This is a genomic window from Streptomyces sp. NPDC046939 (assembly GCF_040644575.1).
In the GTDB taxonomy this organism is placed as follows: Bacteria; Actinomycetota; Actinomycetes; order Streptomycetales; family Streptomycetaceae; genus Streptomyces.
This window is the reverse complement of sequence record NZ_JBEYWV010000003.1, coordinates 87,758-100,614: the sequence shown is the minus strand read 5'-3', so window position 1 is coordinate 100,614 and position 12,857 is coordinate 87,758. Positions and strand designations below refer to the sequence as shown.

10 protein-coding genes and 1 pseudogene are annotated in these 12,857 nt (G+C 67.9%); 6 read left to right on the top strand and 5 right to left on the bottom strand.

What is annotated here, in order from left to right; all coding sequences use genetic code 11:
• Positions 1 to 18: 18 nt before the first annotated feature.
• The 3 genes from ABZ877_RS04440 to ABZ877_RS04430 all read right to left on the bottom strand — a co-directional run bounded on the left by ABZ877_RS04440 (position 19) and on the right by ABZ877_RS04430 (position 2,953).
• Positions 19 to 540, bottom strand: a complete 522-nt coding sequence (locus ABZ877_RS04440) for an SH3 domain-containing protein (RefSeq protein ID WP_361064149.1) — start codon at positions 538 to 540, stop codon at positions 19 to 21.
• Between the two features lie 143 nt (positions 541 to 683).
• Entirely contained in the window at positions 684 to 2,198 is a 1,515-nt protein-coding gene (locus tag ABZ877_RS04435; RefSeq protein WP_361064147.1) for an ATP-binding protein, read from the bottom strand.
• Positions 2,195 to 2,953 carry a hypothetical protein gene (locus tag ABZ877_RS04430; protein WP_361064144.1) on the bottom strand — a complete coding sequence of 253 codons (759 nt, stop codon included), beginning with the start codon at positions 2,951 to 2,953 and terminating at the stop codon, positions 2,195 to 2,197. The genes ABZ877_RS04435 and ABZ877_RS04430 overlap by 4 nt, the downstream gene beginning before the upstream one ends.
• A gap of 170 nt (positions 2,954 to 3,123) precedes the next feature.
• On the opposite strand from ABZ877_RS04430, the gene ABZ877_RS04425 reads away from it, so the two are divergent.
• Positions 3,124 to 3,927 (top strand): nuclease-related domain-containing protein, encoded by an 804-nt coding sequence (locus ABZ877_RS04425; protein WP_361064140.1) that lies wholly within the window; start codon positions 3,124 to 3,126, stop codon positions 3,925 to 3,927.
• A gap of 359 nt (positions 3,928 to 4,286) precedes the next feature.
• Here ABZ877_RS04425 and ligD read toward each other — a convergent pair whose 3' ends face one another.
• Complete coding sequence (gene ligD / locus ABZ877_RS04420; protein ID WP_361064137.1) at positions 4,287 to 5,183, bottom strand: non-homologous end-joining DNA ligase; 897 nt, start codon at positions 5,181 to 5,183, stop codon at positions 4,287 to 4,289.
• A 138-nt stretch (positions 5,184 to 5,321) separates the two neighbouring features.
• Here ligD and ABZ877_RS04415 point away from each other — a divergent pair, with 138 nt between their 5' ends.
• Entirely contained in the window at positions 5,322 to 6,317 is a 996-nt protein-coding gene (locus tag ABZ877_RS04415) for a Ku protein (protein WP_361064134.1), read from the top strand.
• A gap of 23 nt (positions 6,318 to 6,340) precedes the next feature.
• On the opposite strand, the gene ABZ877_RS04410 is transcribed toward ABZ877_RS04415, so the two are convergent.
• Positions 6,341 to 7,492 carry an acyltransferase family protein gene (locus ABZ877_RS04410; RefSeq protein ID WP_361064131.1) on the bottom strand — a complete coding sequence of 384 codons (1,152 nt, stop codon included), beginning with the start codon at positions 7,490 to 7,492 and terminating at the stop codon, positions 6,341 to 6,343.
• Between the two features lie 220 nt (positions 7,493 to 7,712).
• Between ABZ877_RS04410 and ABZ877_RS04405 the strand changes: the two genes are divergently transcribed.
• The 4 genes and pseudogenes from ABZ877_RS04405 to ABZ877_RS04390 all read left to right on the top strand — a co-directional run bounded on the left by ABZ877_RS04405 (position 7,713) and on the right by ABZ877_RS04390 (position 12,855).
• Positions 7,713 to 8,150 carry a BlaI/MecI/CopY family transcriptional regulator gene (locus ABZ877_RS04405; RefSeq protein ID WP_361064128.1) on the top strand — a complete coding sequence of 146 codons (438 nt, stop codon included), beginning with the start codon at positions 7,713 to 7,715 and terminating at the stop codon, positions 8,148 to 8,150.
• A 4-nt stretch (positions 8,151 to 8,154) separates the two neighbouring features.
• Positions 8,155 to 9,078, top strand: coding sequence for a M56 family metallopeptidase (locus tag ABZ877_RS04400; RefSeq protein WP_361064125.1), 924 nt, complete (start codon positions 8,155 to 8,157; stop codon positions 9,076 to 9,078).
• 166 nt (positions 9,079 to 9,244) lie between these two features.
• Positions 9,245 to 9,680 (top strand): annotated as a pseudogene (locus ABZ877_RS04395) (ATP-binding protein).
• 925 nt (positions 9,681 to 10,605) lie between these two features.
• Complete coding sequence (locus ABZ877_RS04390) at positions 10,606 to 12,855, top strand: tetratricopeptide repeat protein (RefSeq protein ID WP_361064122.1); 2,250 nt, start codon at positions 10,606 to 10,608, stop codon at positions 12,853 to 12,855.
• Positions 12,856 to 12,857: the final 2 nt, after the last annotated feature.

Here is a 12,857-nt window from a genome sequence, read left to right as displayed (position 1 = left end):
CCCCGATATCCGCTTATGTCAGCACCAGCGGGGCGCGGCGCCGATGTTGTCGATGTACTTCGCGGCGCCCCAGGCGTAGGTGCCGTCGGTCAGCAGGTACCAGAGACGGTTGCCGCCCACGTTCTGGCCGCCCGTCTTGCACTTGATGTGCACGACCGCGTGGTACGGCTCCGAGCGGACGACCTTGCTGCCGCGCGTCGGGGAGTCGCGCAGCAGCAGACCCGTCTTGGCGTTGACGCGGCCCTTGTAGACGGGGGCGCTCTCCTGCTGCGGGCTCTGCTGCTTCTGCCCCGGCTCCGGCTTCTGGGCGGGCTTCTGCGCGGGCTTCTGCGCCGGCTTCTGCCCGGGCTTCTGAGCCGACGTCTGCTGCGGTGCCTGCGCGGGCTTCTGAGCCTGCGTCTGCTTCTGCTCGTGCTTCCCGCCCGGGGTGCCGTCGGCGAGTGCGGGGGAGGCGCCGGCGGCGGTGAGCGACAGCGCGGCGAGGACGAGGGCGACTCTCCGGACGTGCGCCGTCTGAACGTGCGTCTTCTGTACGTGCATGGGGACCTCCTGGGGCATGCGGACAGGGCCGGCCCGGCGGCTGGGCCCCGCCTATACCTAAGGGTCGGCGGACGGAATGCGCACGGCGACGGCCGCCGGAGGGGTGAGGACACGGCCGCTGGGGTGAGGGGTGCCGGGCCGGATCAGTCGACGGGCTCCTCGTGGGGCAGGGTCAGCGTCGCCACCGCGCCGCCGCCCGGAGCGTTCGCGAAGTCCAGTCGCGCGCCCAGGATCTCGGCCTGCCCCAGCGCGATGGTGAGACCGAGCCCGTGCCCCTTCGTGCCGCCCTCGGTGCGGAAGCGCTGCGGCCCGTGCTCCACCAGGTAGTCCGGGTAGCCGTCGCCGTGGTCGCGCACAGTGATCACCGGCCCGTCCACGGTCAGCACGACGGGCGGCGCGCCGTGCCGGTGCGCGTTCGCGACGAGATTGCCGAGGACACGCTCCAGGCGCCGCCGGTCGGTGACCACGCACACGTCACGCACGACGACGACCGAGGTCGCGCAGGTGTCGGTGGGCGGGGTGGTGTGGTCGGTGGGCGAGGCGGTGGCGTCTGTGGACGAGGTGGTGCCATCGGTGGACGAGGTGGTGCCATCGGTGGACGGGGCGGTGGCGTCGGCGGACGGGGCGGAGGCGTCGGTGGACGGGGCGGAGGTGTCGGCGGACGAGGTGGTGGCGTCGGTGGACCGGGCGGAGGTATCGGCGGACGGGGCGGTGGTGATGGTGGACGGGCCGGTGGTGATGGTGGCGGTGGTGGCGCGTACGACCCGTTCGGCGACCGGACCCAGCCACGTCGCGTCGAGATCGACCCGCTCGCTGCGCGCGTCGAGCCGGGAGATCTCCAGGAGGTCCTCGGTGAGCGTGCGCAGCGCGGCCACCCGGTCCCGCACCAGCTCGGTGGGGCGGCCCGGTGGCAGCAGTTCGGCGGCGGCGTGCAGTCCGGTCAGCGGCGTACGCAGCTCATGGGCGACGTCCGCCGTGAACCGCTGCTCGGTGAGGATCCGGGCCTGCAACGACGACGCCATGCGGTCCAGCGCCCCCGCCACCGCCGCGACCTCGTCCTGGTGGCGGTGCGGGTCACGGGTGCGCGGATCGTTGACCCGCGCGTCCAGGGCGCCCGCGCTGATCTTCCGGGCCACCCGCGCCGTGGTGTGCAGGCGCCGCGTCACACGGGTCACGGCGAACGCGCCGACCAGCAGCGTCGCCCCGATGGCCAGCGCCGACGAGCCGAGGATCGCCCGGTCGAGCCCGTCGATGGTGCGGGCCCCCTGCGAATAGTCGATCTGCACGGCGAGCGCCTTGCCGCCCGCCGCCGGACCCGCCGCCCACATCGTGGGACGCGACTCGTACCGGGCCACCATCGTGCCGCGCTGCCCGCTCACCGCCAGCTTCCGCAGCGACGCGGGCAGACCCGGCGGATCGAGCGCCGCGCCCGGCACCTGCCGCCCGCCCGCCCGGAACGCGGCCGTCGCCTCGTCAAGACGCGACAACGCCCGCTCCCGCGCCTCCCGCACCGTCTGATTCGTGACGGAGACGTGCACGAGGACGCCGAGCAGCGCCGCGAGCGCACAGCAGATCACCGCGAGGAACGCCACGGCCTTCCAGGTCAGCGACGCCGTCCACGCGGGCAGCGCGGCCAGCCGCCGGGCCCGCCGCCTCATGAGGGACTCGCCGAGGGTGTCCCCGGACGGGTGGCGTCCCCGGAGGGCGTCTCCGGCACCGGCGACGTCGGCGGCCCCGTACGCACGATCTCGTCACGGGTCGGCAGCATCGCCCGCTGATGGCTGTCGTACGACCACGAGGTCCGGTACTCATAGCCCGACAGGTCGGCGACCGCGCGCACGACGACACTGCGGTCGGCGAGCTGGACGCTGATCACCGCGTCCTCGTCGTCCATGATCTGGATCAGCTTGCCGTCCGCATACATGTAGACCCGCACGAGGAGCTGCCCCTTGGGCGCGCGCACACCGACGACCATGTCCTCGCGGCCGTTGCCGGTGAGATCGGAGTAGTAGGCGCGCAGCACGGGACACCCCCTCTCCCCGGTGCGGCCGCGTCCCGAGGTGCCGTCGCGTCCCGAGGTGCCGCAGCGGGCGAGCCCGTCCGCGAGATCCTTGTACGTCTCCGGGTCGGCGTCCGCCTGCGCGCGGACCACGGCGACCGGGTCGACCTTCCGCAGATCACCGCCCGGCACGTCGACGCCCTTGACCACCTCGGTCTCACCGGCCCCGTAGTCGTCGGCGGGCGCGGACGCGGGCGTGAGCGTCGGCCACAGGTCACGGGGCCCCACCGCCGTGGGCGTCGCGCCCGCGCCTTCGAGCCCGCCGGCGTCCCCGCACCCCGCGAGTAGCGGCAGGGCGACGGCGGACACGGCGAGAGCGGTGAGGGCGGTGGGACCGGGGCGCCTGCGCGTCACTGCACTCCTGCCGTAGCGGATGAGAAGGGTGTCGTCCAGTACACCTTATTGGCCACAATGGCGGGGAAGTCCTTTTCCGCTGCCCCGCGGCCCGCCCACGCGCTCCGGCACACCCCGCCTTCTTGCCCTGCGGCGGGCTTGCTGCTCCCATGGTCGGGGGGTGATGGGCCATGAACGGACTGCGCGTCATACCGACCTGGCGGCACGGCCAGGAACGGCTCTACGTGTACGGGGAGGATGGCAGGAACGTCGCCTGGTACGACCGGGAGGCGGGCCGGGTCAACCTCCTCACCGAGTCGCAGAGGGAAGCGGTGCTCGCGGCGCTGCGCCCCTTCATCGCCGGGCACGTGGCCGTCGGGCCCCCGCCGGTGCCGACCCCCGTCGAACTGGCCCGGCTCAGCCTCCACCCGGACGACGACCTCGCCCCGAACCGCCCCGGCGAGGCCCTCCTCATCGCCCTCGACCGCGACCCGGCCCCCCAGCGCAGACTCCGTACGGATCCCCGGCGCCGGGCGCTGGCCGCGCAGCAGACGGTCGGCGAGGCGCTGGACGCGCTGGAGGGCGCGGGCTGGCGCGTACTGCACTCGGTACCGCTGCCGGGCGGCGGCCTCATCCACCACCTGGTGATCGGCCCCGGCGGCCTGTTCGCGCTGCACGTCCTCCCGGCGTACCGGCAGCGGGTGCGGGTGAACGACCCGCAGGTGACGGCGGGTCGGGGAGAGCCCCGCCCATTGCTCCGCGACGTACGGGCGGACGCGTCCCGGGCGTCGTTCGCCCTGACGGCGGAGGTACGGGCGGGCCTGGTCCTGGTGGAACCGTCCTTCGTCGAGGTACAGGTGGCCCCGAGGGGCGTACGCCTGCTGACGGACCCGGAGGTCACGGGCCTGGCAAGGACGGGCGGCCAACTCAAACCGGCGGACGTGGAGGCGCTGCACGCGATGGCACGGGATCGGGGGACGTGGGGGCGGGTGTAGGGGGTTGGTGTTGGTTGCGGGGGCGGTGTTTCCGGGGCGGGCGTGGTGGTGGCCTGGGCTGGTTGCGGGTGGTGTTTCCGGGGTGGGTGTGAGGGTGGCCTGAGCCGGTTACGAGGTGGTGTTCCCGGGGCGACCGTGACGGCGGCCCGGGCTGGTTGCGGGGCGGTGTTTTCGGGGCGACCGTGACGGCGGCCCGGGCCGGTTGCGGGGCGGTGTTTTCGGGGCGACCGTGACGGCGGCCCGGGCCGGTTGCGGGCGGTGTTCCCGAGGCGGGCGTGACGGCGGCCCGGGGTCGGCACCGGGGCGGTGGGCCCGGGGGCCAACGGCCCGCGCCCCTCGCAGGAGAACGGCAGCCGCTCTCAGGCCGACGGCAGCCGTCCGGCCCGCTCGGCGTCGTTGAGCGGCCCGAGCAGATCCCCGTACCGCTGGAGCCGAGGCGCGATGTCCTCGGCCAGGAAGACCAGGTCACGCGCGTCCCCGCTGTCCCGGCACGCCTCGACCTCCTCCCACGTCACGGGCGCGGAGACGGTCGGCTCGGGCCGCGCCCGCAACGTATAGGGCGCGGCGGTCGTCTTCGCGGCGGAGTTCTGACTGTGGTCGACGAACACCTTCCCCGGCCGAAGGCTCCGCGTCATCCGGTGCACGACGAGCCCCGCCAGCTCCGCCTCCGCCTCCTGCGCGAGCCTCTTCGCATAGGCGCTGGCCCGCTCGGACGGCACCAGGACCAGCGGCACGAGCAGATGCAGCCCCTTGGACCCGGAGGTCTTGGCGTACGCGTCCAGCCCGTCCTCCGCGAGCCGCTCCCGCAGCCACAGCGCCACCTCGCAGCACTGCACGATGTCGGCGGGCGCCCCGGGGTCGAGGTCGAGGACGAGCCGGTCGGCCTGCGCGGGCGCGTCCACCTGCCACTGCGGGGTGTGCAGCTCGGTGACGAGGTTCGCCGCCCACATGAGGGAGGCGAGGTCCTGCACGAGGACCTGCCGGGAGACGCCGTCGGAGCGCGGAACCTCGGCGGTCTTCACCCAGTCGGGTGCCCCGGGCGGCACGTTCTTGGCGAAGAAGTGCTGGCCGTCGGGCCCGTCGGGGAAGCGCAGGAAGGAGAGGGGCCGGTTGTGGAGATGCGGCAGCAAGGCTTCCGCGGTGGTCGCGTAGTAGTGCAGCAGCTCGCCCTTGGTGAACCCGGTGGCCAGATAGAGCACCTTGTCCAGATTGCTGAGCGGCAGCCGCCGCCCCTCCACTTCTGTGATCGGCGTCATACCGTAATACTCTGACATTCCCCGCCAAAGGGGCGCGTCGGACGGACCGATCGGCGGCCCGGTGAGTTGTCGAACGGGACGGACGGGACTGGACGGTACTGGGCGGGACCGGACTGAACGGGAAGGGAGAGACCGCTCATGCGCTCCATATGGAACGGCGCCATCTCCTTCGGCCTGGTCAGCATCCCCATCAAGCTGATGACCGCCACCGAGAACCACTCCGTCTCCTTCCGCCAGGTCCACCTGGAGGACGGCGGCCGCATCCGCTACCGCAAGGTGTGCGAGCTGGAGGACAAGGAGGTCGAGACGGCGGAGATAGGCAAGGGCTACGAGGACGCCGACGGCACCGTCATCCCGATCACCGACGAGGACCTGGCCGCGCTGCCCACCCACACGGCGAAGACGATCGAGATCCTGGCCTTCGTCCCGGCGGACCGCATCGACCCCCTCCAGATGGACACGGCGTACTACCTCTCCGCGAACGGCGTCCACGCCACAAAGCCATACACGCTGCTCCGCGAGGCCCTGAAGCAGAGCGGGAAGGTGGCGATCGCGAAGTTCGCCCTGCGCGGCAAGGAGCGCCTGGGCATGCTGCGCGTGGTGGACGACGTCATCGCGATGCACGCCCTGCTCTGGCCGGACGAGATCCGCTCACCCGACGAGGTGGCCCCCGACACCCACGTCACGGTCCGCGACGCCGAACTCGACCTGGCCGACGCTCTGATGGACACGTTGGGCGAGGTCGACATGGATTCCCTCCACGACGACTACCGGGCGGCGGTGGAGGAACTGATCGCGGCGAAGGCGTCCGGCGAACTCCCGGCGGAGCCCACGAAGCCGTCCCCGGGCGGCGACGGCAAGGTCATCGACCTGGTGGCCGTACTGGAGCGGAGCGTACGGGCGGCGAAGGAGGCGCGGGGCGACTCCCCGGGCGAGGAAATGGCGGAGGTGACGTCGATGGAGGGCCGCACGCGCAAGAAGGCGCCCGCGAAGAAGAAGGCGGCACCGGCGACGCCGAAAAAGAAGACGACGACGTCCGGTGCCGCGAAGAAGGCGACGGGCACGAAGAATGCGGCGTCGGGTTCGACCGGGACGAAGAAGAAGTCGACGCCCCGGAAGAAAACCTCGGCCTGAACGGGGGAGCGGGGGAGCGAGGGCTACCGCCCGCGGGCCACCTGGGCGGCATCCCGTCTGAACGCCCACTCCATCTTGGGCTCCATGACGAACCGGAACACACGCTGCACAGGCGGCGTGCACAAAAGGGTGACAACGCCACCGGCGATGACCGTCACAGCGACTTGCCCCAGCGGCGTATGCACCCACCGCACGTCGTACCACTCCCAGAACCGGGACACCTTGGCGAGGAACCCGTGCAGCAGATACCCGTACAACGTGCCGGCGCCGAGCGCGGTAACCCACAGCCTCCGCCCGGGAACCCACGCGAGGAAGCAGGCGACGAGCAGCATCGAGCACCCGAACATGGCGAGCGTCATGACGACCCCGGCCCACCCGGGAGCGGCCAACTCCTGCGCGCTGTCGCGCCGATAGAACCAGGCGGCGTTCATACGGGGAGCGGCCCAGTAGGCGAAGAGCACGGCCGAGGCGAAGACAGGCACGGCCACAATCCGCACGGTACGCCGCCGCACGAGCCAAAAGTGTTCGGGCTTGAGCCGAAGCCCGAGCACGAAGAACGGCAGAAACTGAAGGACCCGCTGCAAGTCGAGGTCATCCCCGATATCGGGGGAAACGGAGGCGAGCGCGGCAATACCAAGGGCGACGGGCAGCGGCCAGCGAACAACTCCCCAGATAGGCGTGGACATCCGCCACACGAACAAGGCGATCAGAAACCACGTCAGATACCAGGGATCGAGCAGACTGAACGGATAGTCGGGATCGTCCCCGGCGGTCCGCTTGAAGACCGTGTAAGCGGCCTCGAACACGACATACGGCACGGCGACACCGGTGATGAGCCGCTTGATCCGCCCCGGACCGGCGTCGAAACTCCGCGAGAAATACCCGGAGATGACGATGAACGCGGGCATATGGAAGGCATAGACGGTCATGTACAACGCGGACGCGGCCCGACTGCCGTCCCGCAGGGGCTCCCACGCGTGCCCCATGGCGACGAGCACGATGGCCAGGTACTTGGCATTGTCGAAGTAGGAATCACGCGAGGCGCGCGGCTTGTGCTGACCGGCGGCGGGGGCCGATCCACGCGAGGGAGCCGAAGGACCGTCTGCCGACTGCTGCTGCGGCTGCTGTGGCGGCAGGGGCGCTCGCGTGGCGCTCAGTCGAACCTGTTCGCTCACGTTCCCTCCCGCGTGGAACCCCGGCTCCAGATTTCGCGTCTTCTAGGGTTTACGGGGTTCATGTGGCTGCGAGACATTCAACGCACCGTAGTCACCTACCGAGGCACCCGTAAACCTGAGCCGGTCACGCGTGGCGCCCGTCACACGCGTCCCACCGACGAACCCGGACATCGCACACGAAGCCGAACGGCCCCCGTTTCACGCGCCGAGGCGACCTACGATGACGGTGACGAGGAGGGTGAGGCGCGCCGTGACGAACCAGGACGAAACCGGACGCAGGCGTGGCCAGGGCCAACTGGAGAGTCAGGTACTGGCCGCCCTGTGCGAGGCCCCGCACCCGGTGACGGCCGGCTGGGTCCGCGAACGCCTGGGCGGCACCCTCGCCTACACCACCGTCATCACGATCCTCACCCGCCTCCAGGCGAAGGGCGCGGTCACCCGCGAACGCCAGGGCCGCTCCTTCACCTGGACGGCGGCCTCGGACGAGGCGGGCCTGGCGGCGCACCGCATGCGCAGAGTCCTGGACGCGGAGTCGAACAGAGCGGCGGTACTGGCAAGCTTCGTATCAAGCCTGTCGAAGGGCGACGAACAACTCCTGCGCAACCTGCTGGCACCGCAGGACAACACGAGCAACACGCACAACACGGGAGACGCCTGACCCGATGGGCGTCGCAGTCTTCCTCCCCCTGATCCTCCCGCTGACGGCATGGCCGGTCTCCCGCCTGGCGGAACGCCACCTGCACCCACGAGCGGCGACGCTGCTCCTGACGGCGGCAGCGGCCGTCCTGGCCATCTGCAGCACACTCTCCCTGGCGCTGCTGGCAATAGTCGGCACGGCCCAACTCCCGGGTAACCCCCTGCCGGACGGCTGGGCGGACCCGAAGGTACGCGCGGCGGTCCCGCACGACGAGGTGGTGGGCAAGGCGGCAATAGCCGGCCTGGCAGCGGCAGTGATCGCATGCGCAACACTCCTAGGCCACCGCCACGCAACAACCCGCAAGGCGTTGCAGGCCCTCTCCCCCCTCCCACCCCACCAGAACATAGCGGTCCTAAGGGACACGGTCCCCTACGCCCACACCCTCCCCACCGGCAAAATCATCGTCTCAACGGGCATGTTGGCGGGGCTGAACTCACCGGAACGCCGAGCCCTGTTCGCCCACGAACGAGCCCACCAGTCATCCCACCACCACCGCCACCTCCTCCTCACGGCCCTGGCAGCCCGAGCGAACCCGTTCCTCCGCCCCTTGCACACGAGCGTGACGTACACGGTGGAACGCTGGGCGGACGAGGAGGCGGCACGAGCGGTAGGCAACCGCAGGCTCACAGCACAAGCGGTAGGCAAGGCGGCCCTCCTGACCACCCCCACCCCCTCGGGCACCCCCTTCGCATCACCCCCGGGCCCAATCCCCCGCAGAGTGGCAGCCTTGCTGAACCCGCCCCCGGCCCCACGCACTTGGCCACCCCTCTTCACGGCCATCGGGGCGGCGGCATGGGGCGCCCTGGCCGGAACACTCATGTCAGCAACAGCATCAGCAAGCTCAGCAGTAACCCTGTTCGCAACCTTGCAGGCGGCGACGCCGCTGTAGAAAGGCTCGCTGAGTGCTTGAACCCGTAGAAAGGGCTGGAACTCAGTGGGTATCAGGTGCTGGTTGACCTGTTCGGTCCCCTGGTTGCCGTAATCCTGCGCGCTTGTTCCGCTGCGCGGCGAAGTGCCTGGGCCACCTGGTCGGCAGCGGCATGGAGTGAGTACGCATGGCCTACACGATCGACCATCCCCCTGTGAGGACTCGCCGCGGCTCGGATCGATGACCTTGCATCCGGAGCCACAGTCCGTGCCCCGTGCGCGGCGTTGGTTCCGGAAATTCATTGCTCCGTATGACCCGGCCTGCTCGATCGACGACTGCACACTGATGATCTCGGAGCTGGTGACCAACGCCATCTGCTACGGGAAGTCCGACGACCCATGGTCGGTGCGCGTTGAGTGGTACCGCGAGGGGGCCTCGCTTCGCGTTGACGTGCACAACCCGGGCTTCTCGGGAACATTCGGCTGCGGCATCCAGGGGCGGACGACGTCCACGGGCGAGGGCTGCTCCTGGTCGACTCCATCGCGTTTTCCTGGTGCTCCGGACCCAGCTACCTCGGTGGAACAGTCGTCTCCTTCGTAGTCGCTGACGCCTGGCCGGCGTGATGGGGCGCCCGTCTCGCCTGCTGCTGATGCAAGCGTGTCGCCGGGCTGGTGTGCGACGTTCGGGGCTCCCGTCCACGTCTCGTCCATGGACCTCGACTTGTGGCCGCTTCAGAGGGCGTACGCCTGCACATACGCGAAGACCCCGGCCTCAGCGTTTCCGCTGGTGACGGGGTCATGGGCACCTTATCTACGGTGCCCCCGGCAGGGTTCGAACCTGCGCACACGGCTCCGGAAGGCATGCGTGAAAGCTGGCAGAAACATCCGCTGACCTGCTGGTTCTCGTCCGGGTAGGCTGATTTGCGACGATCTCTATCGCGTATCGTGCGCACTCCTCGCGACCGTGGCGGACACGAGGCGACGGATCGCTGGTCGACGGCCGCCCGCTTACCGAGCCGGAGACGTCTCGATCAGCGTGAAGCGGCAAGGCGAGGGCGACTGGCGAAGCTTCTCCTGCCACCGGTAACTTTTGGTCTTTCGGTCGGGCTGTGAAGCCACCTGAGAGGTTGGGGGCCTTGATGGATCCACAAATAGCTGCCCTTGCGGGGACTGCTGGTACAACCATCGTTACGCTCATGGCCACGGACGCCTGGCAGCGCACACGTGACGGGGTCGTAGCCATCTGGCGGAGGGTGTCCCCGGAGCGGGCTGACACCGTGGCTGGTGAGCTTGATCAGACTCGCGAAGATCTACTGGCGGCACACAGTGGTGAGGACCCACAGACGGAGGCTGAGCTCCGGGCGGAGTGGCAAGGCAGAGTCCGACGGCTGCTTCTTACTGAGCCCAGCGTTGCAGAAGAGCTGCGAGCGCTGCTGGACGAACTGTCCCCGCGGAATACGACGGGCAGTAATGTCGTGCAGATGCACGCTCACGCGACTGGAAATGGGCGCGTATACCAGGCGGGGCGCGACCAGCACATTCAAGAGTCATGAGCGATTCCGACAGGCGCGTGACGCTTGACGCGCAGGCGTCCGGGCAGGCATGCGTATATCAGGCGGGGCGCGACCTCTACGTCAATGACAGCAGCAATCCCGCTGTTCCACCCACGGTTATTCCACTGAGTCAATCTGGGCTCATGCGAGGTGATTTTGTAGGGCGTGGCGGAGAGATCGAACGCATCCTCGCTCACCTTCAGTCGACAGTGGATGGCGTCGCTGATTCCGGTACTGTCTTAGTGCTATCGGGGCTCGGCGGCATTGGTAAGACCGAGCTCGCCACCCGTGCCGCTCGCCTAGCTATGGACCGGAAACTTTTTCCAGGTGGTGCTGTATCCGTCGATCTTCGCGGATATGATGCGCTATCTGATCTCTCCGTATATCCACACCAGATTTATTCGCCAGTACTTGCAGCCCTGGGGGTTGATGCAATTGACCCCCTCCCGGAAAATGTTGGTCCGCAGTTCCATGCCGAGTTGGAGAAGCGGGCGAGCGCAAAACTACCCGTTTTGATCCTGCTGGATAACGCTCGCGATCCAGAGCAAGTCCTTTCGCTCATCCCTAGTTCTCACATTCATAGAGTCATCATTACATCTCGTAATGCAATCGCGCCACTGCTTCCCGGCGCAGTTAACGTGCGACTCGATGTGCTATCACCCGAAGACGCAGTAGACCTGGTCAAGGTGAAAGCGAGAAGGGAACTGCCCTCGGGAGGCAGTTTTGACTTGGCGAGGCTCTGCGGTCACTTGCCTTTGGCGCTAAGTATTGTTGGTGCCATTCTGGCCTCTGACCCAGAATTGAGCGTAACGGAACTGGCGAGTGAGCTCGCGCAAGAAGAACAGCGGCTTGAGGGTCTGGAACACGAAGATGTTGCCGTCCGTGCGGCTTTCGAGCGATCCTATGTGCGGCTGAATGAATTCCATGCGGCTGCGTTCAGGTTGCTCGCGCTTAGCCCAGGTGCCGACCTATCGGTAGAAGCGGCAGCTCTCCTGCTCGACACCCAGCATCTGAAGGCGAAGCGGGCTCTGCGGCACCTCCTTAACTGCCACCTAGTCGAGACGGGTCATGGCCACGGCAGGTGGAGGATGCATGACTTGGTCCGGCTCTATGCAGCTGAACAGGTGCAGAGCGTCGATAGCAAGGAGTCGCGTGATGCTGCTCAAGTGAGGGTCGTCTCCTATCTTTCGGATAGGGCTGAACTTGCGGCTGAGTGGATTAATGGCCACCCCCAAAAGCAGTCGTCTGACGGGTTTGCGGACCGTGCTGCAGCTATGGAGTGGCTTGCTGTCGAGGCGTCGAACTTGGTTGCTGGCGCAAAGATTGCTGCAGAGTTGGAAAAATCTAACACGAGCGCAGACTTGTCAGCATCGGTTGTGCCGTACCTGATTAATGTGGCAGACTTTTCTTCCTCTCTGTCCGTCCTTTCTGTCGGGATAGAAGCTGTAAAGAGAAGCGGAGACCGGTCGCGTCTAGCTAGCGGCTATAATAATCTCGGCATCGTATACACCTCTATGAGGAAATATCGAGACGCGGTGCGCTGGTTCAACAAGTCAGTAGCTCTCGCGCGCTCTCTTGGGGATTGTGATGCCGAGGCGCGAGCACTTATCAATCTAAGTGGCGCACTGAGGGATTTGGTCGGCGTTGAGGCCAGCATGGAACCCTTGGAAAGGGCCATGAGGCTTAGAGGAGAGCATGGAGAAGGTGATGGTTTCGCCCTCACTAATGCAGGGATCTCTCTTCGCGAGTCGGGCAGGTTTCAAGAGGCCGAGAAGGTGCTACGGCAGGCCCTCGAAATCCATGCTCGAAACGGGGCCAGGAAGGCAGAAGCGTCGACACTGGCCCAACTCGGAACCACGCTAATGCAACGGGCCACACGGGATCTTTCCACTGCCCTTCTTAAAGAAGGGGCAAATTATCTCGGTGCGGCGATCGCGGCCTATCGAGACGTAAGGGATCGTCAGGGTGAAGCAATGTGTTTCCTCAATCTGGGGAACGCGATCATTTTGACTTCCGACCTCAGGGCAGCACTTGAGGCTTATCAATCTGCTCAGCAGTTGTTTCGCGACGCGGGAGATAGTCACGGAGAGGGGACGGTCATGGCTGCCATCGGACTGGCCTTGGTGACGCACGGCGACAAGGAGCGCGGCCGCTCTGCGCTAAAGGAGGCTCAGCGGCTTCTTGAGCCGTTCCATGAACCGGATCGCAAGCGCTTGATTGCCGAGCATCTCCAAAGCCTAGAATGAGC